This is a genomic window from Streptococcus sp. P25B114, from assembly GCF_053010325.1.
Genome location: NZ_JBRKNW010000008.1, coordinates 70683 through 92285, shown reverse-complemented (window position 1 = coordinate 92285; position 21603 = coordinate 70683). Strand labels below are relative to the sequence as shown.

At 45.3% G+C, this 21603-nt stretch carries 19 protein-coding genes and 1 pseudogene; 6 read left to right on the top strand and 14 right to left on the bottom strand.

Going from position 1 to position 21603, the window contains the following annotated elements; genetic code table 11:
• Positions 1-181: 181 nt before the first annotated feature.
• From ACVC7T_RS05585 to ACVC7T_RS05575, 3 genes are all read right to left on the bottom strand, one after another.
• Positions 182-946: an aspartate/glutamate racemase family protein gene (locus ACVC7T_RS05585; protein ID WP_105160300.1), complete on the bottom strand. Its 765-nt coding sequence runs from the start codon at positions 944-946 to the stop codon at positions 182-184.
• On the bottom strand, positions 947-2176 hold the full coding sequence (locus ACVC7T_RS05580) for an NAD/NADP-dependent octopine/nopaline dehydrogenase family protein (RefSeq protein WP_257117120.1): 1230 nt from the start codon (positions 2174-2176) through the stop codon (positions 947-949).
• Between the two features lie 116 nt (positions 2177-2292).
• Positions 2293-3600 (bottom strand): nucleobase:cation symporter-2 family protein, encoded by a 1308-nt coding sequence (locus tag ACVC7T_RS05575; protein WP_447262602.1) that lies wholly within the window; start codon positions 3598-3600, stop codon positions 2293-2295.
• 212 nt (positions 3601-3812) lie between these two features.
• On the opposite strand from ACVC7T_RS05575, the gene ACVC7T_RS05570 reads away from it, so the two are divergent.
• The 4 genes from ACVC7T_RS05570 to ACVC7T_RS05555 all read left to right on the top strand — a co-directional run bounded on the left by ACVC7T_RS05570 (position 3813) and on the right by ACVC7T_RS05555 (position 6649).
• The gene (locus tag ACVC7T_RS05570) at positions 3813-4394 is read left to right on the top strand and encodes a xanthine phosphoribosyltransferase (RefSeq protein WP_447262601.1); all 582 of its coding nucleotides are present in this window, start codon (positions 3813-3815) and stop codon (positions 4392-4394) included.
• A gap of 184 nt (positions 4395-4578) precedes the next feature.
• A complete protein-coding gene (locus tag ACVC7T_RS05565; protein ID WP_105160296.1) occupies positions 4579-5052 on the top strand; it encodes a DUF2975 domain-containing protein in 474 nt (157 codons plus the stop codon).
• A gap of 9 nt (positions 5053-5061) precedes the next feature.
• Positions 5062-5286, top strand: a complete 225-nt coding sequence (locus ACVC7T_RS05560) for a helix-turn-helix domain-containing protein (protein ID WP_105111283.1) — start codon at positions 5062-5064, stop codon at positions 5284-5286.
• Entirely contained in the window at positions 5276-6649 is a 1374-nt protein-coding gene (locus tag ACVC7T_RS05555) for a DUF4153 domain-containing protein (protein ID WP_172094780.1), read from the top strand. The genes ACVC7T_RS05560 and ACVC7T_RS05555 overlap by 11 nt, the downstream gene beginning before the upstream one ends.
• 65 nt (positions 6650-6714) lie before the next feature.
• Here the strand turns inward: ACVC7T_RS05555 and ACVC7T_RS05550 are convergent, their stop codons facing one another.
• Entirely contained in the window at positions 6715-7443 is a 729-nt protein-coding gene (locus ACVC7T_RS05550) for a pseudouridine synthase (protein ID WP_105160294.1), read from the bottom strand.
• A gap of 14 nt (positions 7444-7457) precedes the next feature.
• Complete coding sequence (locus tag ACVC7T_RS05545) at positions 7458-8621, bottom strand: MFS transporter (protein ID WP_105160293.1); 1164 nt, start codon at positions 8619-8621, stop codon at positions 7458-7460.
• A 129-nt stretch (positions 8622-8750) separates the two neighbouring features.
• Here ACVC7T_RS05545 and def point away from each other — a divergent pair, with 129 nt between their 5' ends.
• Positions 8751-9365 carry a peptide deformylase gene (def, locus tag ACVC7T_RS05540; RefSeq protein WP_105160292.1) on the top strand — a complete coding sequence of 205 codons (615 nt, stop codon included), beginning with the start codon at positions 8751-8753 and terminating at the stop codon, positions 9363-9365.
• 41 nt (positions 9366-9406) lie between these two features.
• On the opposite strand, the gene ACVC7T_RS05535 is transcribed toward def, so the two are convergent.
• Positions 9407-11749 (bottom strand): hypothetical protein, encoded by a 2343-nt coding sequence (locus ACVC7T_RS05535; protein ID WP_447262600.1) that lies wholly within the window; start codon positions 11747-11749, stop codon positions 9407-9409.
• Positions 11746-12630 carry an ATP-binding cassette domain-containing protein gene (locus ACVC7T_RS05530; RefSeq protein WP_105160290.1) on the bottom strand — a complete coding sequence of 295 codons (885 nt, stop codon included), beginning with the start codon at positions 12628-12630 and terminating at the stop codon, positions 11746-11748. Before ACVC7T_RS05530 ends, ACVC7T_RS05535 begins: the two co-directional genes overlap by 4 nt.
• A 325-nt stretch (positions 12631-12955) precedes the next feature.
• Between ACVC7T_RS05530 and ACVC7T_RS05525 the strand changes: the two genes are divergently transcribed.
• Complete coding sequence (locus ACVC7T_RS05525) at positions 12956-13816, top strand: helix-turn-helix domain-containing protein (protein WP_105160289.1); 861 nt, start codon at positions 12956-12958, stop codon at positions 13814-13816.
• A gap of 63 nt (positions 13817-13879) precedes the next feature.
• On the opposite strand, the gene ACVC7T_RS05520 is transcribed toward ACVC7T_RS05525, so the two are convergent.
• The 7 genes and pseudogenes from ACVC7T_RS05520 to ACVC7T_RS05490 form a co-directional block, all read right to left on the bottom strand.
• On the bottom strand, positions 13880-14665 hold the full coding sequence (locus ACVC7T_RS05520) for an L-threonylcarbamoyladenylate synthase (protein ID WP_014638675.1): 786 nt from the start codon (positions 14663-14665) through the stop codon (positions 13880-13882).
• A gap of 165 nt (positions 14666-14830) precedes the next feature.
• A complete protein-coding gene (gene leuD / locus ACVC7T_RS05515) occupies positions 14831-15424 on the bottom strand; it encodes a 3-isopropylmalate dehydratase small subunit (protein WP_447262599.1) in 594 nt (197 codons plus the stop codon).
• Positions 15424-16803 (bottom strand): 3-isopropylmalate dehydratase large subunit, encoded by a 1380-nt coding sequence (gene leuC / locus ACVC7T_RS05510; RefSeq protein ID WP_447262598.1) that lies wholly within the window; start codon positions 16801-16803, stop codon positions 15424-15426. Before leuC ends, leuD begins: the two co-directional genes overlap by 1 nt.
• Positions 16800-17852 carry a 3-isopropylmalate dehydrogenase gene (gene leuB / locus ACVC7T_RS05505; RefSeq protein ID WP_172094773.1) on the bottom strand — a complete coding sequence of 351 codons (1053 nt, stop codon included), beginning with the start codon at positions 17850-17852 and terminating at the stop codon, positions 16800-16802. The genes leuC and leuB overlap by 4 nt, the downstream gene beginning before the upstream one ends.
• Before the next feature lie 8 nt (positions 17853-17860).
• Positions 17861-19423, bottom strand: coding sequence for a 2-isopropylmalate synthase (locus ACVC7T_RS05500; RefSeq protein ID WP_447262597.1), 1563 nt, complete (start codon positions 19421-19423; stop codon positions 17861-17863).
• 380 nt (positions 19424-19803) lie between these two features.
• Positions 19804-19938 (bottom strand): annotated as a pseudogene (locus ACVC7T_RS05495) (GlsB/YeaQ/YmgE family stress response membrane protein); the annotation flags it as partial.
• A gap of 7 nt (positions 19939-19945) precedes the next feature.
• Complete coding sequence (locus ACVC7T_RS05490) at positions 19946-21595, bottom strand: AAA family ATPase (protein WP_105160285.1); 1650 nt, start codon at positions 21593-21595, stop codon at positions 19946-19948.
• Between the last annotated feature and the right edge of the window lie 8 nt (positions 21596-21603).

Here is a 21603-nt window from a genome sequence, read left to right as displayed (position 1 = left end):
GTATTTTTCTATGATGCGGAGCATTATTTTTGTTTTTAAGTGCTTGCTTTAATTCTTCAACTTGTGTCTGGGTAAATTCTTTTGTCATAATACTATCATATCGCTATTTTTGATTTTTGTTAAGTATTACTATTTTACCAGAAAAAGTAAGATAGTCAATATTATTGACCATCTTTTCTCCTCACATATACCCGTAAAATTCCCTGCGGACCACTGCCGAATGCACCCAGTTAATCAAGGTGGTGAAATCGAAGACTGGCAGGCCAGTTGCTCGGTGGAGAGCCGCCGCATAGGGAGGCAGGTCACTACATTCCAGCAAAATCGCCCCAATTTCTGGATGATTGGCACGTAATTCCTGCACAACTGCGATTAGATCCGCCTTCAAGCGACCGTTGTCCAGATAAGGCTTGTTGTAGCGGATAGGAGCAAAGCTCTCCAAGCTACCAATTTCCTTGACAATACAGTCTGAAATAGAGGCATTGGCCTTGGCGAAGAAATCTGCATTGGCCCCCTCTCCGTCTGCTACCAGAACCGCAATCTTCTGGTCTGGCTTGAGCCCCATTTTAATCAAGGGAATCTGAAGAACGCTGGACAGATAGACAGGAACCGCTACCGCATCCCGCACCTGCTCTTGAAAATGATTGAAGTAGCCACAGGCACCAACAATAGCCCGCACACCCTTTTTCTCCAGCTTCTTTGCCGCCTCAATGACCATATCCAACAATTTTTCCTCACCATTGAAGAGGTCTTCTATTTCCAAAACAATGTCCTCATAGACAACTGGGAAAGAAAAGGTGGTCGCATTGGCAACATTGCCCGGTAATTTGACATAGTTAAAGTCAATGGTAATAATTCCAATGGAAAATCCTGCCACAGAAGCATCCTGCACCTGATAAAACTGGTCCAGCTGCCCTGCATTCTCAATACTCGCTCTGAAATGTGTCATTTATACCTCCCGCTCTCGAAAGAGTCCTGTTTCCAAGTAAGCCAAGGTCTCTTCCTTACTCAAATGGGCCAAATCCAAGTCTTCCAAGGTCAAGCCTTCTTCAAAAAATTTTCGACCTGTCATGACGGAGCCCAAGACAATCATACTATCAATAACTGGAGTGGCCACCCCGTATTTCTTACCTAATTCATGATAGATATGGCAACCAACAGGCACATCCTCTGTCACATAGCGGTCCTGAATGGTGAAGGGGCCAGTCCCATAAGCCATCGGAAACTGCTGGTCGAAGGGAACAATGCAGTCATCACCCATATACTCTGGACCCAAAATACTGGTCCGCGACAAAAAATTCTCCTTGGGATAACGAAGCAAATCAACACCAATCGCCTCCGCCAGCTGCACCTGTTCTAGATAGAAGGCATATTGCACTTCTGCCACGGATTCACTGTAAGCGTGCGAATAGATCGAGTACTGGAGCGGATCATTTCCACCGAAAATCCGACCAAAATTCTCCATCACGCTAGCTCCCAAAATCGTACCAGGACAATGCAGGACTGGATTGACATTGCTAAAACCAACATCCAAAACGGTCTGTCCGCCCGTCACACCATCCCCTTCCGTAATGGCATCAAAAGCTCCAATCGCCTGCGAACTTTCTAGGAAGAGTTCTTGGTCGGTCATGGGCAGAGCTGCACCCCGAAGCGTAATGGCCCGATATTTTAACTCGATTTTAGGCGTCATGACCCCGCCCTCCCTGACAATTCGGGCTCCATAAGGGGCACTGGTCCAGCCACCGACAATCACCTGCTTCTGACAACCCAACTCTCTCATCTTCTTACGAAGTTTCAAACTGCCAAAATTATCTGGAATGATATGAACAATCATCCCATCTTCTAAGACAGGCACCAAGGCTTCAAAAAATTGGTCATGGGCAATGGACGGCACCGCCACAATGACAATTTTAGCTCCCGCAACAGCCTCTTCAATGCGGTCTGTCACCAGATCAAAAAAGGCACGGCCGCTACGTTCAAAACCGTAAAGACTATTTTGTCCTCCTGTCAAGGTAATCCCTGTTTTTTCTATATTCTTTAGTGTATCTTTTGCAAATTCCGGCAAGTCAAATAAATGCACACGATTCCCAGCCAATTTAGAATCCGCTCCTACAGCCTTTCCAACCGCACCTGCTCCCAAAATCGCAATCGGTGCTTGTTTCCATTCTTCTACTGACATAAATTCCTCCAATAGTCGTTTCTTCCTAGTATACCAAAACCAAATTCTCTCGGCCAATAGCAAAAAATTATAACTATCTATAAGAATAGACTATCACGAGGATAGCCTATTTCATCTTATTTTTCTTTCAAAACAACATTAAGTAAGAGAGCTGCCAAGGTTCCTGTTGAAATACCAGATGAGAAGACCATTTGAAGAGCTGATGGCAGATGACTCAATAATTCTGGACGAACGGTCACTCCAATCCCAAGCGCAAAGGCAATGGAAATAATCAAGAGCTCACGGTCCCCAATTTTAATCGTTGCAAGAGTCTTAATTCCTTGGGCAGCTACCAAACCAAACATGATAATGCCAACACCACCAAGAACAGGTTGGGGCATGATGGAAATCAAGGCAGATAATTTTGGAAAGACACCAAGTAAAGTAAGAATAATACCCGCAAGAATCATAACATGACGACTAGCAACTTTTGTCAAAGTAATGAGGCCAACGTTTTGTGAGAAGGCTGTATTTGGACCAGCCCCAAAAACACCAGCAATCAAGGAACCAACTCCGTCTGCCAGAACACCATTTGCTGCCCGCTCAGAAGAAATCTTTTGATTTGAGGCTTCTCCAATGGCCATCATAATTCCGACTGTACCAATCAAGGATACGACATAGGCTGGAATGAAGGCTAGAATGGAAGATAGGTCAAATTTTACACCGTAATGGAAAATTTTAGGAAGAGCAAACCAGGCTGCTTCTCCAACAGCCGATAAATCAACTTTTCCAAGAAAAATACACAAGATGTAACCAAAAACCATCCCAAAGAAAACAGAGGCTGTTTTCAGCATTCCTTTACCATAATGATTTAAAGCCAAGGTAAAGACCAAGACGGTAAAGGCAATACTGATATTTTCAACAGAAGCATAGTCTGAAGCGCCAGCTCCACCAGCTGCCCAGTCCATACTAACTGGCATGAGGGTAATACCAATGAGGGAAACAACAGTTCCTGTAATCAATGGCGGAAAGAAACGCATCAAGGGTTTCACAAAACGACTCAAAATGATTTCTACAAATGAACCAGCAATGGTTGCACCCACGATACCAGCAATTCCCAACTGACTACCAACGCTGATCGCTGGATTGGCAAAGGTAAAGTCCGTCCCCATCATACCAGAGACACGTGAACCTACTGGGCCAATACCTTTCGATTGCAAAATGGTGGCAATACCAGCAACAACGATTGAAGCCGATACCATAATAGACGTATCTTCTACCGATAATCCCAAGGCACTTGCAACGACAAGAGGCACTGCGATGATTCCTGCAAAAGCTGCTAAAATATGTTGCAGGGCCAACAAAATCGCAACCCCAACAGGTGGCTTTTCTTCAATCCCGTAGAGCATGTCTGATTGGACTTCATGTGTCTGTTCTTTGGACATAATAACCTCTTTTTCATAAAATAGATGGTTTATTCTATCAAAAACTATCCGTTTTTACAATATATTTTTAAAAAACCATATATAATCATTCGGATTTTAAGCTAAAACTCTCTTTCTAAACTATTATTTATTCACAATGTTCCTATTTTCCTTTTTCTATTTCGAAAAACGTGTTATAATACCAAAAAAGATTTTACGAGGTTGAATATAGTATGCAAGCATTGGAAGAACGTATTCTCAAAGATGGAAATGTGCTGGGCGAGACGATTTTGAAGGTCGATTCTTTCTTGACCCATCAGGTTGATTTTCGCTTGATGAAAGAAATGGGGCAGGTCTTGGCAGATACCTATCGCTCCAAGGACATTACTAAGGTCGTCACCATCGAAGCCTCAGGTATTGCACCAGCTATCTATGTTGCAGAAAGTTTAGAAGTTCCGATGATTTTTGCTAAAAAGCATAAAAATATTACTATGACCGAAGGCATTTTGACCGCCGAAGTCTATTCATTTACCAAGCAAGTCACCAGCACGGTCTCCATCGCTAGCAAATTCCTCAGTCCAGAGGACAAGGTGCTGATTGTCGATGATTTCTTGGCCAACGGACAGGCAGCCAAGGGCTTGATTGACATTATCCAGCAAGCGGGCGCTACCGTGGTCGGTGTCGGCATTGTCATCGAAAAATCCTTCCAAGACGGGCGTCAACTGCTCATTGATGCCGGCGTTCCTGTCACATCTCTGGCTAGAATTGACCGTTTTGAAAATGGACAGGTCGTCTTTGCACCAGCAGATATTTAAACTAGAAATCGGTTGTTCTGACCGATTTTTTTCTTTTGTTTTGGCAAATGGCAGAGCTTCCTATACGACTTGCTCTGTTTATTTTTTATCCTTTTTTAATAAAAATATATCATTTTTCATTATTTTTTTATTGAAATTCGATAAATTCTGTGGTATGCTAGAGAAAAATCACAAAGGAGTTTTTATGTCACAACCACATCCGACCTATGAAGACTGGAGTATCAGTCTGACCAAAACTTGTTTAATCCTTCTCTTCTTGGCCTCCATCCTGCTCATGTGCACGGGTACATGGGTAGTTGATTTGGTTATCATCTACCCTTCTCCTTTGCTCCAAGGAGACACGCGCTACCTGACCCTGCTGATTTTCGGTTATCTTTTGGGCTTTTTGGCGCTGATTTTCCTCTTCCATCTCTACCAATTGGTGGCGCGCATCGGGAAAAATCAAGTATTCGTCGCAGAAAATGTCCGCAGTTTACAAGTCTTGGGCTGGGAAATGGCGCTTGCTACCCTGATTTCATTCGGTCTGGGGGTCACTTGCTACGTGCCCATGCTCTTAATTACAGTTGCTGGTCTCGCCTTGACCTTGGTCATGCGCGTTGTTCGCAATGCCTTTGGTAAAGCCGTCGAACTGCAAGATGAAGTTGACTATACGATTTAAGGAGGGCTTATGATACAAATCAATTTAGATATTATTATGGCTCAAAAGCGGATTAGCGCCGGTCGTCTGGCAGAATTGATTGAGCTGACGCCTGCCAACCTGTCGATTTTGAAAAATAACAAGGCCAAGGCCATCCGTTTTTCGACCTTAAATGCCCTCTGCCGTGAATTGGGCTGCCAACCGGGGGATATTTTAGAATATGTCCCCGATGAGGAGGATGAACATGAAGGTTAAAAGCATTTCTGACCAGACCATTTCCCCAATCAATCCCGCTCTTTCCCCGACAAAGAACCGGATTGCCCAGCTGACTCCGGCTGAAAGACAGGTCTTTAACACTGGACGCTGGCTCAGCTACCTACTGGCCTATCTCTATATCTATATTTTCTTCGATTACCAGCCTCGACTTCTCCTTCTCTTTAGCTTGGGAATGATAGCGCTGGTGGAGCTCGGACAATTTTTATCCACGGAAAAAAGATTAAACAAGCCTAACTTAGAAAGTATCATCTTTGCCAGCTCCTGCCTGCTGCAAGCCTTAGCCCTATCGATTTGGGACTTTCGCGAATCGATTGAGATGTTACAACTACTGGCTCTCCACACCAGTTTCGTCTGTTATGTTCTCGCACGAAATGGTTGGCTGGCACAAGGACGAATTGGTGTTCTCTTCTGGTATGATGTGCTACAAGGTTTTATCCTCTTGCCCTTCAAACACTTCTTACTTCGCCTGCATTTTGCGACTTTTAAAGAAGATAAACCAGAACAGACCGGACAATCACTTGCCCGCTTCCGCTTTATCCTTCTCTTAACTGTCAGCTCCATTCTCACCTTTTTCCTTGTTTACTTTGTTTGGCAGCAGCTGTCGCAGGTATCACAAACCTTCTCTCTAGCAACTGGCGACCTCGGGAAATGGATTGACAATTTCATTCAAGGTTTGCTTTCTGGCTGGGATTTCAATCTCCTTTTCGGACGCTTTATCTTCTCTCTACCTGTCGGTGCTTGGTTATTCGGCTTGGTAGCTGGCAGCTTGCTCTATTATCCGAAAAAATCACTGACCTATTCGCAATTTCAGGACCAACTGAAACCGCTACGTATCTTTCCTACCCTGTCTGTCTATCTCCTACTGGGCAGTTTATTGACCATCTACCTGCTCTTTTTCGTCACCAGTTTGACCGAAATTGGGGATTTGCTGGCACTCAATGGCATTTCTCCTCAGACTGCCTCGACAGTTGCCGTTACAGGTTTTTGGCAATTGGTCCGGGTCTGCTTGGTCAACTTTGCAGTCTTAGCAGGGGCCTATATCTTTGCGGACAAACCACTCTGGGAGCGAAAAAGCACCCGCTTGCTCCTGACCTTGGTCTTTATCAGCGCCAGTCTCTTTGCCCTATTAGCCGCTTGGAAATTGTTTGGCATCTATATCTACCTCTACGGACCAACACCCCTGCGACTCCTATCAGGTTGGTTCATTACCGTTCTGATTGTTTGGTGCGCTTTGGCTCTCATCCGTTTCCACAAACCTATCCAAGCCATCCGCTACGCCATCTTCTATGCCCTCATCAGTTTTACCCTCTTGACCTATCTCCATCCCATTATTTTGGGATAAAGAAAAATCTGCCAGTGAGCAGATTTTTTTCATTTACTTCAAAGTAGGCATAGAAGCCACAGAGTTTACAGCTCCACTCCGAATCCTTCCAAACTGGTCAACTCCTCCACTGTCAACCTTCTGTAATCTCCCAGAGCCAATTGCGAATCCAAGCGCAAGGGTCCCATGGACAAGCGTTGTAAATCCGTAACCGTCTTACCACGCGCCTGCACCATACGTTTGACCTGGTGAAATTTGCCCTCTCGAATCGTGATGCGGACGGTAGATTGATTTTTTTCCTCATCTAGGGCAAGAATCTCCAGCTTGGCTGGTTGACAGGCAAAATCTTTCAGCTCAATCCCATTTTCAAAAGCAAGCCTATCTGCCTCATCCATGATTCCGTCAATCTGAGCTTGATAGATCTTATCCACGTGTTTCTTGGGCGACAGCATGACATGAGCCAAAGGACCATTATTGGTCAAGAGCAGGAGTCCGTGGGTGTCAATGTCTAGTCGCCCAACTGGAAAAACTTCCTTGTGACGATCCGTGTCATCCAGCAAATCCAAAACCGTCCGATGCCTGTCGTCCTCTGTCGCCGAAATGACGCCCTTGGGCTTGTTGAGTAGATAGTAGACATATTTTTCATGCGTCAATCCTTGACCTGCAACTGCTATCTGGTCAGCCTGCTCATCGATCTGAGCCTTGGGCGACGTCTCCACTTGTCCGTTGACCGTGACTTGCTTGCTTTTCAAGATTTTTTTGACCTCGGTCCGACTGCCGACACCGCAGTCCACCAAAAATTTATCTAATCGCATGACATTTCCTATTTCTATTTACGAATTTGTTTATAAATCAAGCCTGCACTTATCCAAGCACAGCCGATGGCGTAAATCCCAAAGGCACCTGTTGGGGTAGGATTGAGCCTTTCCAGATAAGTCGGCAAGATAGCAGATGTCGCACCGCCGATATTGCAGCCCATAAGGACGATTGTCATGACCGCATTGAGCAAGGCCTTGGGTGCACGGTCTGTTACCTGACTAAAGACAATGGTTAGGATGATGCTGTAGAAAAATCCTGACACCATGCCACCGAGTCCCAGCACCCAGAGATTATCCGCAAAGGCAATGCCGACAACCGCTAGTCCAAAGACCACGTAGGAAACAGCTAAAAGCCAGCCCTTCAAACGACCAACCAAGCTACTAAAGACCGTCCCTGCCACAATCCCCATGACCTGCATAAGACTGAGAATAAGACTGGCTTGCTGAGCAGTACCGATGCCCTTGGCTAAAACAATCTGAGGAATACGAATGGTCAGGAAGGTATTGACATTGATAACAAAGAAGGCTAAGAATGCCAGATAAATGCCCATCATCCACATGGGCTTGTCCAGTTTGACCTTGGGCGCGTTCTCCTCAATCTTTACCTCCATGCGAGCCAGCAATTCCTCCTTGGGAACAAAGAGAAGGAAGAGAGCCAAGATGACCAAGGCAAAAAGGTAGACCAAGAAGGCAGGTTGCCAACCAAATTGAGTCAACCAACCGACAAGAAGAGTTAAGCCTGCGCTTCCCAAAACCTCTGCTGAACCACGCAAGCCCATCATTTTGACCCGTTCCTGACCGGTGAAAAAATTACCGATGATATTAATCGCACGCGCATTGATCAAGCCAATCCCCAAACCAAGCAAGATGCGAGCCAGCAAAATCAGAGGATAGGCAGTTAGAAACACCGGTAAAGCACCTCCAATTGCCATTAACAAGAGCCCTGCAATGATAATGTTGCGTTCCGATAAGAAACGGACAACCAAGCCATTCATCAAGAGGGCTACCATAATAGCAAATGACGTCACCGTAATTAAGTTTTCTACCTGACCAGCCGTTATTCCTTCCTGAGCAAAATGCTCAATCATCTGTGGAATAGCTGGCGAGACAGCAAATGTCGAAACCAGCATGGTGGACAGGGCCAGCAAACTGGCTTTTTCTAAAATTCTTTTCATTTTTCTCCCTTTCAACGTTCGTCTTTTACTAGTATAGCAAATTCGAGACAGAATAGATAGGTGACTGAGACTTTTATTCTCCTAGATTTCATGCTATACTTAATTTATCGATATCCAAAGGAGAGAATCATGTCTGTTATTGAACGATTGACAAAAGCTGCCCATTTGATTGACATGGATGACATCATCCGTGAAGGGCACCCAACCCTACGCCAGGTCGCTGAAGAAGTTGCATTTCCTCTATCTGATCAGGAAATTATTTTAGGCGAAAAAATGTTGCAATTTCTCAAACATTCGCAGGATCCAGTCATGGCGGAGAAAATGAAACTCCGTGGCGGAGTTGGTCTAGCAGCGCCTCAGATTGATGTTTCCAAACGCATCATTGCTGTCTTGGTCCCAAACCCAGAAGACGAAGAAGGCAATCCACCTGCCCAAGCCTACTCTCTCCAAGAGGTCATGTACAACCCTAAAATCGTGGCTCATTCTGTCCAAGAAGCCGCCCTTGAAGGAGGAGAAGGTTGCCTATCTGTTGACCGCGAAGTCCAAGGCTACGTAGTCCGCCACGCGCGCGTGACTGTTGATTACATGGACAAAAATGGAGAAACACACCGTATCAAACTCAAAGGCTTTAATGCCATCGTGGTCCAACACGAAATCGACCACCTCAACGGTGTCATGTTCTACGACCGCATTGACCCAGAACACCCATTTGCCGTTAAAGAAGGCATGCTGGTGATTGAATAAAGATAAGAAACTGACTGAAATCTTCGGTCAGTTTTTCTTTTTTATAAACATAGCAGAGCTAACTGCCTAAAAATTTCCTGCCCATCCAAAATCAGGTCTTGAAAGAGGAGATAGTCCAGCAAAGCCAGCAAACCAGCTAGTAGGATGAAAACCACTAAGCGATTGGAAAATCGAATTTGCAAAAGATGATTGAGACTGACTAGCACAATTTCCAAGACAAGCAAGCCAAGCACCATCCACAAGAGATAAGGAGCATTGGGAAGGAAGTAAGCCCAGAGTTCTTGCCCTCTCAAAAATTCAAGAAAAATCCCTCTTTCCGAATGCGAAAGCAAGATAAGGCCATCTTCCAGATAACCGATTCCTCCGACCAGACTATTGACTAGGAATAGACTAGCTAGAAAGAGCAGCGTAAAACCAAGTGCCTGGCCCAGTCCCAGCAACCATTTGGTAAATAGAACCTGACGCAAATTCACAGGCTGGGTCTGATAGAGACGCCAGTTTTTTCCAGCGACTTCCACCGCCTTGCCCCGACTACCAATCCAAATCGCCAGCAATAGCACCAACAAATAGGCCGGACCATCAAAGAGAGAACGCAGGCTGCCAATACCTGACAAATCTCTGGAACGGTCCCAAGAGGGATCATCTACTGGAACCAAGGCATCATTGGTATCAAAACGATTTTCCAAGCTGGGCAAAATGACATCCTTGCCCCGCTTAGTTGCTGGCACCCCAGCCTCCATCAGCTGCTGCCAGTAATACTGACTGACCTGATTGCGGGTCTGGTAACGGCGAAGATTGTCCACCGTCTGGGTGGCCCCAATATCACCATTGGCAAATGCCTTCTCCTCCCTAGCCCATAGATAGACCTGCTCTGCCTCCAGCATAGCAAGGTGACTGGCTGGCAAAGCATTAGGATTGTCCTGATAAACCTGCCACTGCTTGACATATAGGTCTTTATAGACACGATATTCTTGCAAGAGACCAAGCCTCAGCTCCAACTCCTCCTGATAGCTCACGTCCTCTTTGACCAACTGCCTCAGACGGTTGATTTCCGACTGCAAAACCTCCACATATGCCCCATTCTGCTCATAGGACTGGGCAACCAACTCCATCGAAACCCTCTCCTCCTGGGCAACCTCTTGCTTTTGTAAGCCCGTCAGTAGGGAAAATAGCAGAGCTAGGAGCAAGTTGCCTAAGACGAGCCCTTTCCAAGAATTAAGCCGACTAAGGATGAGAACATCAAAAGACCAAACCTTGTCCAAACGCCCTGTGTCTAACTCCTTCTGATGACCAACTAGCAAGACCAGCCTTTTCTTTTCTGTCAGCACATAATAAGCAACGAAAAGTCCAATAGTCAGCAGGAGAAAGACATCCACCTCTACAAAGACCTGTGAAAATGCAGCTGTGTCTAAAAAACTCGGAAAAGCTAGCAAAGGCAAAACTTGACCTGACCAACCAGCTACTGCACCAGCCTGATAGGAAAGACCCAGAGCCAACAGTAACCCCGTCACCACAAAAATCAGCCGACTGGCTAACAAGTGGTCCAAAAACCCAAAAAGTAAGCGAACAGCTAGAAGCAAGACCAGCCAAAAACCAAGCAAGATAAGCCCGTAAAGCCAAGAGCCTATCAACTGACTCTGACCCAAAATCTCAACAGGAGCTTGAACACTAGATACAGCCAACTGACCTGTCAGCCCATCATAGACCAGGATAAAGAGCAAACCTATCCCCACAGCCAGCAAAAGCGAAAGCAAGGAAGCAACCAAACGCCTCATCCCCTGCAAACTCAGACTATCCCATTGCCGCAACTGCCAAACTTGATGCGCCAGTGTCTTTTCTGCCAGCTGATTGGCAAGCAGAAAACCAAGCACCAAAAATACAGGAAGAAAACCAAACAAACTTTCTAAGTAGGCTTGAACAATACGCCCTGTTGACCAAGCTTGATTTTCAGGACCATCAGGCAATTGGTAGGCAAGCAACCAGTCATTCCATCTGGCCAAACGTTCGACTTCCGTTTGGGTCAAAGACTGTCGCGTTTGAAAAAGCTGTCGATTGCGACTGATAAAATAGTCCAAATCCTGATACATGAGTTTGCGGTAGTTGGGGATAGCTTCAAACTTCCCCTCATCTAAGGCCTGACCGACACTTTCTATATCGGATTTCAAGCCCAGCATCCGCGGTGCTTCTTCTGAGCCCTCCTCAATTTTTATCTCTGCCAAAACACTGGCCAATTCACTTAGTTCTTTTTTATAGGTTTCCACATAGGTCGCTTGGTGGACTCGGCGTTGTGAGATGGGAAGGTAGGCCAGACCTAGAAAACCCAGCACGAGCAAGCAGTAGAGAGGCGACCAGAGGATTTTCTTGATTTCAAAGTTCAGCCTCATGTCCTCTCACCACCTTCCTCCACGTAGAGATCACGGTAGAGGGACTCCATATAGTCGCTGGCTTTTGTAAGGCCAGCCACCTGCTGGATTGGAATACGATCCAGACAGTCTAGCAAATCTCGCTCAGGCAAGAAGATTTCCACCAGACCCTGCTCTGCCTTTTTCCACAAGAGTTGAGGATAATCCCGTAAAAATTCCTGAACCTGCTTGGAGTTTTCCACAGCAAGATGGTAATCATAATCAGCCGTCAACTCCACTTCTGTGGCGATCAACTTGCTAGCCTTGAGGAAATAAACCTGATTGGTCAGCTTCTCAATCTCCGACAAATGGTGGGAAGAAAGCAAAATGGCAACCCCTTCTGCTTGTAGGTTTAGAAGAAATTCCCGCTGCTGGATGATATTGGTCGGGTCCAAGCCGATATGGGGTTCATCCAGCAACAAAAGCTTGGGCTTGGGAAGGACAGCCATGGCAAAGAGAAGTTTCTGCTTCATGCCCATGGAATAGCCAACCACCCGCTTTTTGACATAGTAGCCCATCCCCAATTCTTCCACCAATGCATCCACTTCCTTTTTCCCCAGCTTGTGGGTGGCAGCCACATAGGTAAGATGGTCGTAACCCGTCAACTGTGGATAAAGGGCTTGGGCGTCCAACATGACAGACATATCTTGAAAAATCGCTCGGTCACTATTGGGTCTACCATTGATGGTTACTGACCCACGGTCAGCTGTTTCTGTATTGCTGATGATATTCAGGAGGGTGGATTTTCCCACACCATTGGGACCGACTAGGGCAACCAAGTCCCCCGCTTGTAGCTCAAAGGACACATAGGACAAGACCTGATGGCTACCATAGCATTTACAGATATCACGAACTTTTAGCATAGAAACTCCTTTCTTAGGGAAATGGCAGAGCAAGTTAACTGTGATAAAGCTTTGAATAATTTACAATAATAAGGAGATTAACTTTATAGTTTGATAGCACCATTTAAAATGGTTATACTATTACTTTAAAAGACTAGAAATACCTCTCTAGTCCTCTCTGATGGGATTTTTTCTTGAATACCTCAACTACTACCAAGAATATCGTTTCCGGTTTTCCTTTCTACTTGATAGAAATTAATGTATATTTTATACCATTATGATATACTATTTTTATAAAGTTAATTCGTTTTGTTGCAAATAATCACATTTTTTCAAGGAGTAGGTTATGCGGTGGGATTACGGAAGTGTTTACAGAGAAATTCGGAAAAGCAAGCATTTAAGTCAGGAACAGATTTGTGGGAATTATCTCAATCGGGCGACCTTGTCACGGTTCGAGAAAAATCAGAACATTCCTAGCTATGAGCTCATGCGTTTTTTACTCAAGCAAGTAGATATGACCTTCGAGGAATTTGAATACCTCTGTAACTACTACCAGCCCAGCCAACGCCAACAATTGCTCTACGATATAGATAATCTCAGAAATCCGACCACTAAGACCATGGAGAATTTGATAAACCGTTGCCAGGACCACTTGAAAAAAGAACCAGATGATGTTCCTATCCGTCGAAAATGTCAACTTTTAGAAACTGTAGTAGCCGTTCGAAACAGTACTTCTGTCAATCAACTTTCCGACGAGGCTGAAACCCTGTCCAAACTCCTCTGGTCCCAACTAGAAGAATACGACAACTGGTATCATAACGATATTATCTTAGTAGGTACTCTTCTGTCTAAGATTTCTTCACTTGATAGCCTTGAAGAAACTGCCAATCTTCTTCTTAAACGATTGGAAAAATACAAGGATTACAAGCGAATCCAGCCAACTATACTCTCACACTATCAGTCTCTTTCTCATTTTTTCTTGGAACAAAGACAGTACAGCAAGTCTGCTTTTTTTGGCACCAAACTCATGGACCTAGCCAAGCAGGAAAAGCGCTATGACCAACTAGCCCGTGCCTATGTCTATCTAGGCATAGCCCAAAACAAACAGGGATTGATTGACAAAGGACTTCAAATCTTGGAACTGACAGACGAGAAAAGGCTAGTCGACAACCTTCAATTTCTTATCAAACAGCACCAAACTGACTGAATCTACGGTCAGTTTTTTATGTGAGTACGAAAAAACGACCCTTTCGGATCGTTCTCAATTATCTTAGTAATATTCCCCTTGTCTATAATCCCACGAGTTAAAATGGTCTGACAAGTGCATCATGATTTTATCAATGTCCAGACCCTTACGGATGACAACTGGACATGGGCTGATAGAACGGCTATCTGCACCTTGTTCTGGAATGAGTTTACCATCTTTGTCTACCATAGACACCATAACCCCTTGCTCATAGCGGGTTTCAATGGTCTTATCTGGCTGGATAGATGCCACATAGTCATCCGCCTCGATAATCAAGTCTACTTTAGACGCGATACGCTCACCGATACCTTCTACCTTACCACGATTTCCCTTACCTGATGGATTGGCAGAAGAAGCGTAGACCATACGACCTTCTTTTTCCCACATTTCCTTAGCAATCTGCTCGCCAGCTACACCAAACTTGATAACAAAGCAAGAAGTCCCACGCACGTCAGTCATCAACTCCTCACGACCATCGCCATAGGCTTGCAACTTAGCATAAGCCTCTGGTTTCCACGGCAGGATACAGCCCAACAAAATGTCCTCATCCCAATGTTTTTGGTAGAAAGCATCAATCTCAGGAGTCAACTGAGCCAACTCACGAAGCTCCTCCATGCTACCACAAAGGACCACGCCCGGTTTATTCCGCTTGCGCTCTTTGGCATCAAACTTCCGCTCCAAACCAGCCTTGTCGGCAGTCATGATAATATAACCAACCTTAGTCGGACAAACAATCACGCCTCCCTCACCCTTGATAATGTCAAAACCTTCTTGTGAAAGTGCGCCATCCCAGTGAATTTGTTTCGTCATAATAGTTTCCTCTTTTCTTTTGTTCCATAGCAGAGCGATCTGCTAGTTTTCTAATATTTCGTAGGAGTCTTTCAGTTTGCTTTTAGTACTAGGCAACGAGCTGCAGACAGTACTAAAGTACGGCAAAGCGAGTTAACGCAGTAATAAAAGATAAAATGAAAGACTCTATTCTTGCCAGTAGCTTGGACGATTTACCTCATACTCCTCAATCAAATCCTGATATTGTAATGTAATACCAATATCATCTAGACCCTTGAGTAATTTGTGTTTCCAATCTGCATCAATCTCAAAATCAAATTCTCCGACTGGTGAGATAATCTTTTGCTGGTAGAGATTCACAGTCACCTCATCAGTTGCTGCCAGCGTAGCTAATTTCTCCCGAACCTCCCGGGGCTGAACGATTGGTAAGATGCCATTGTTGAGGTCATTGTTATAATGAATATCCCCGAAGGAGCCTGCAATGATAACCTTGAAGCCGTAGTCAGCAAGGGCCCAAGCGGCGTGCTCCCTAGAGGAACCTGCCCCAAAGTTATCCCCTGTAATCAAGATCGTTGCCTGACGATATGGGGCCGTATTAAAGATAAAATCAGGATCCTCAGTATATTTGTTATCCAGATAACGCCACTCATACATGAGGTACTTGCCAAAACCCTTCTTATCAATCAGCTTAAGAAACTGCTTGGGCAAAATCTGATCGGTATCAATGTTGTCATTCATGAGTGGAACGGTCGTCCCAGTGTAGATTGTAAACTTTTCCATCAGACCACCTCCAATTCACGAACATCTACAAAGCGTCCTGCTATAGCTGCCGCTGCGGCCATGGCTGGGCTGCACAGGTGGGTTCGAGAGCCAACACCCTGTCGATCCTCAAAGTTTCGGTTACTAGTCGATGCACAGTGGACACCTGTCGGCACCTTGTCTGGGTTCATCCCCAGACACATGGAGCAACCAGGATCCCGCCATTCAAAGCCAGCTTCCAAGAAAATCTTATCTAAGCCTAGTGCTTCTGCAGCTGACTTAACCGGCCTCGAACCAGGAACCACAATTGCCGTCACATGATCTGCCACACGTTTGCCTTCAACAATCTTGGCGGCCACTTGCAAGTCAGAAAGTCTAGCATTGGTACAAGAACCTAGGAAAACATAGCCAATTTCGATATCCTTTGGACTTTGTCCAGGCTGTAAGTTCATGTACTTATACGCTCGTTCATCATTCATATCGCGAACTTCAGGAAAGGTCTCATCAAAGGAGACTCCCATGGAAGGGTTGGTTCCCCATGTTACCATCGGTGCTAGATTCGAAACATCCATCTCGATGACCTTGTCATAAACTGCATCCGGGTCGGATACCAAGGTTTTCCAATCCGCCACCGCTGCCTCAAAGTCTTTGGGGCGTTTTTCCTTGTCTGCTAGATAATCAAAAGTGGTTTGATCTGGGTTCATAATCCCCATCTTGGAGCCGAACTCGATGGACATGTTACAAATCGTCATCCGTTCTTCCATGGTCAGAGCATCAATAGCCTCACCCACATACTCGACTACATAACCAACCCCCAGTGCCACACCATACTTAGCAATCAATGCTAAGACATAATCCTTGGAGTATATCCCCTTTTTCGGCTTACCTGTAAACCGTACTAAGAGCTTTTTGGGTTTGACCTGCCACAGGGTTTGAGTCGCAAAGACATGCTCTACTTCTGTTGTCCCAATCCCAAAGGCAATGGCCCCGAAAGCTCCGTGGGTTGCCGTATGACTATCTCCACAGACGATGAATTTCCCCGGCTGGGTCAAACCAGTTTCTGGACCCACCATATGGACAATGCCTTGATTGGCAGATCCATGTGGCGCATGTGGAATACCGAATTCCACCACATTGCGAGCTAAGGCGTCCATCTGAGCCTTGGAAATGACATCACGAATATCATAAATATTAACCGTTGGAACATTGTGGTCAAATGTACCAAAGGTCAATTCTGGCCGACGGACCTGACGTCCAGCCTCTCGCAAACCATCAAAAGCCTGGGGACTGGTCACCTCATGGATATAGTGTTGGTCCACATAAAGGAGCTGGGGCTGACCTTCCTGCCCTGTAATCACATGGCGGTCCCACAATTTATCAAAGATAGACTGGCCACTCATAGGCTGCTCCTTTCAATTTCTTCTATTATATGGGCGGTCATTTGGCTGGTCATAGCAGAGCCTCCAAGGTCCTTGGTCAAGATTCCCTTGTCAAAGGTCTGCTCAACAGCTTGACGAATAATCTTGCCTGCCACCTGCAAATCAAAACTTTCCTCCAACATCATGGCAACCGAGAGAATCATGCTGACGGGATTGGCAATGCCTTGGCCAGCAATATCGGGTGCCGAACCGTGAATAGGTTCGTAGAGACTTGGTCCGGCGACCGCATGACTGGCTGACGGCAAGACACCCAAGGTTCCTGTCAAAACACTCGCCTCATCTGACAAAATATCGCCGAAGAGATTTTCCGTTACCAGAACATCAAAGCGACTAGGATTGGTAATCAAGAGCATGGCTGCGCTGTCTACCAACTGGTGTTCCAAGGTCACATCTGGGTAGTCCTTGCCCACCTCTTCCGCTACCTTCCGCCACAATTTTGACGTCGCCAGTACATTTTGTTTATCAATGCTGGTGACTTTTTTTCGTCTTTTTTGGGCTAGGTCAAAGGCAGAGCGGACAACCCGTTCAATCTCTTCTACCTGATAGGTATTGCTATCGCTGGCTTGGTCAGTTTCAAGGATATGCTCCCCAAAATAAATCCCACCTGTCAACTCCCGTACCATGACCAAATCCACACCATCCAAGCGCTCCGCTTTCAGAGGAGAATAGTCTTTCAAACTATCAAAAATCTTAACAGGACGGATATTAGCAAAGAGCCCCAATTCCTTACGAAGTTGAAGCAGGCCTTGTTCTGGACGGACAGCCGCATTGTCATACTGAGGGGCTCCAATGGCCGCTAGTAAAATCGCATCGGCCGTCCGACAGGCTACTAAGGTTTGGTCTGGCAAGGGATGACCGACCTGGTCAATGGCCGCTCCACCAAAGGCATGCTCCTCAACCACGTAGTCAAAGCCGACCTTCTTGGCAACTGTCGCTAAGACCTCTAGACCTGCACCCATGATTTCTGGACCGATGCCATCACCAGCTAGGGCTACAATTTTCTTAGGCATAATTCCTCCTAAATCTGTGGCAACTCTTTCTCAGACAATTTCTTGTCCATCTGACCACTATTTTCCTTCTGCACCATAACATTGGCATGGATATAGGCAATAGCTGAAGCCTTGAGCACGTCAAAGTCAATACCAGAGGCGTTGAAGACTGTCTCCGTTGCCTGATTTTCTACGGCTACCAGCACACGCGCCTGAGCATCAATTCCATCTGTAATGGCGTCAATGTGGTAGCGTTCCAAGCTGATGTCCTGCTGGAAGAATTGATCGACCGCATTGAACACAGCCTCAACCGAACCCTGTCCAGTCCCTGTCGTCAAGACCTCTTCCTCATCCAGATTGATAAAGGTCACCTGAGCCTGGATGCTACCGTCGTCCTGGGTATCCAGACGCAGGTCCTTGAATTGGAAACCGTCACGATTGGCAATCTCTGTTCCAACTACCAGGGCACGAATATCGGTATCAGTAACCTTTTCCTTCTTGTCGGCCAGGCTCTTGAAACGAGCAAAGAGGGTCGCTACATCTGCCTCTTCAAAATAAAGGTCCAGCTCTTTCAGTTTCTCCACAAAGGCATGGCGACCTGAGAGTTTACCGAGTGGCAGGGAATTTTTCGTGACCCCGACCAACTCTGGCGTGATGATTTCATAGGTCAATGGATTTTTCAAGACACCATCCTGGTGGATGCCGGACTCATGAGAGAAGGCATTACCACCGACCACGGCCTTGTTGCGCGGAATGGCAATTCCTGAAAAGCGTGATACTAGCTCAGACGTATTGAGCGTCTCGGCAAGGACGATTGGACTAGTCACATTGTAGAAATCCTTGCGAATTTCAAGGGCAACGGCCACTTCTTCCAGCGCCGCATTCCCCGCCCGCTCACCAATCCCGTTGATGGTTCCTTCCACACGACCCGCACCATTTTTGATGGCCGCCAGCGTGTTGGCAACAGCCATTCCCAGGTCATTGTGGCAATGAGGACTAAAGATAATCTCGCGGTCTGACTTGACATTTGTGGTCAAATATTTGAAAATCTCGCCGTAATGCTGGGGCGTTGTAAAGCCGACCGTGTCTGGGATGTTGATGTAGGTCGCACCTGCATCTACCGCTGTCTGCACCACTTCAAGCAAGTAATCCAACTCCGTCCGCGTCGCATCTTCTGGTGAAAATTCAACCACATCGAAAAACTGACGAGCGTAGGAAACATGTTCTGTAATCTGCTCCAAAATTTCTTCTTTGGACTTTTGAAGTTTAAATTCACGGTGAATCGGACTGGTCGCAATGAAAACATGAATCTGCGGATACTTAGCATCTTTCAGAGCCTTATAACAAGCATCAATGTCTGATTTGACCGAACGGGCCAAACCAGTGACGGCCGTCTTGGTCATGGCTGCCGCAATCTGCTTGACCGCCTCAAAGGAATCTGGACTGGCCGCCGGGAACCCCGCCTCAATGGCTGAAATGCCCCATTTCTCCAATTGCTTGGCAATGGTCACTTTTTCCTTGATAGAAAAATTCACACCCGGCGTCTGTTCACCATCCCGTAAAGTCGTATCTAAAAATTCAATCACACGCATAAGAATACCTTTCTAAATAACCCTAACCTTACTATTAGGTTCTTTTTCTTAGTTTTGTAAGTAAACCAAGTAAAAAAGAAAACACCTCGAGGACTCCTACCCGCGAGATGTTGTCAACAGCGCCCGCTTGGTAAGCCAAACAGGACTAATGCATTCTTTCAGCACTAGCCCGACCGTCGCAACAACAAAGCAAAGAATTTTGTAGTGACAGTGTTCATTTGACTTTTCCTCTCTGTGTTCTAATTGTTTACTATGATACCTCACTTATTTTCACTTGTCAACAGAAAAATGGAAATTTTCTGAAAAATCCGAATAATATTGCAATTTGCACAAATTCAGGCAATGAAAACCGTGCTCCAATTGAAGCACGGTTCAGGTGTTTAGTTCCGTCTAGAACTAGAAAAAATTGCCACCAATAAAACGGCTCCTAAAACAGATGGCACTACAGCCATACCAGCAAACTGTAGACCCCAATCACCAAAGAGCAACTGCCCAATCCACAAACCAGCAAGACCAGGTTCTCTATAAGTCTGCAACATCAAAGCCTAGCAACTTATCGATGTCTGCCTTGGTAATTTCTGTCACATCCACATTCATATCCATCATGACACGCAAGGCATTGTTCATAGTTAATTGTTCATTGAAACCGCGGACATAACGAGCATTACTCTTGTCAGTATCATGCTGGTATTTGTAAGATAAGGCTTTCCGATAGTATTCTTCATCAACATGGTACTGATCTTTGGCCAAACTTTTTAAACCCAAGTCAGCTAATTCTTCCACACTATAATCTTCAAAGAAAAATTCATGGGAAATCCGAGAAGCAATACCAGGATTGATTTTCAAAAAGTTCCGCATCTGTTGCGTATAACCTGCAAAGATAATCATAATATCATCACGATGATCTTCCATGTACTTCATGATAGTTTCAACAGCTTCCTTACCAAAATCATTAGCCGATTCATTGTAAAGGGTATAGGCTTCATCAACAAATAAAATACCACCCGTTGCCCTTTCCAAGATCTCTCTTGTTTTGATTGCAGTCTGACCTACATAGCCACCAACCAAGTCTTCTCGACCAACCTCGATAAAGGTATCTGTCGCAATGACGCCTGCTTGGTACATGGCCTTTCCAAGCAACCTAGCAACAGTTGTCTTCCCTGTACCAGGGTTCCCCAAAAACATAGAGTGGAAACTGATGTTTTGAGTAGGTAATCCCTTCATGGCACGGATTTTATTGACCTGGGCGACAGCCATAAAGGAAGTAACTTTTTCTTTCACCTGGGCTAATCCAGTCAATTGATTGATTTCATCCATGGGATTACTGGATGCTGCCTGCTTGAGCAGTTGGAAAGTAACCTGTGGAAATCTCGCTTCAATGTAAGCATCCGCTGTATGATGAATGGTGAACTGTTGGCTGGGCTGCAAGGCTAAATCCTGAATCACCACCTGGCTGCTATAAATTTTCCCAGATAAAGACCCTTCAACATCGGATTCTATCTTTTCAATCATTAATTGGCTTTGGTCATTGGCATGAAGTCCAACATATTTTGAATCCTTTTGTCGTAAGGTCAAAGTACCAAAGGATTTCATTGTAGACTGATGGATGATCGATATCGTATTATCAATGATGACATCTCTCATTTCCACAGTAGAACGATTGGATGCTGTAAAGGCACTAACCTGACTATTCATCAATTCCAATCGGGCATCATCTTTCAAAACTATGGGGTCTTTAAAATAATCATCCCATACCATAGTATCTTTGATAATCAATTGCCCACCTGTATTATGAATTATAGGATAGTAGGAGCCATTTGGATAGTCAGGATAGTCCTGTTCTAATTCTGTCCGAAAGACCTGACAGCGATCAAGTGTGATAGTACCACCTTCCTTGACATTTAGTAAATTATTCCGAAAGTCTCCCTGAATAACCAGGTTTCTAAAGACAAGTGAGATATTAGGTTTTGTTTTAAAACCAGCCTTGATAACAACTGACCCCAACTGACCATCTTGGGCAACAAACTCAAAATTGCTACCGAAAGTATAGAAGCTGCTCAGGTCATAAAAACCTGGTTCCAACAAGATGATGGTATCTCCCTTATTGGACATAATGGCATCAGCAAGACTGACACAGCCACGACTGTTTCCAACACGAACAAAATTTTTCATACCATCAC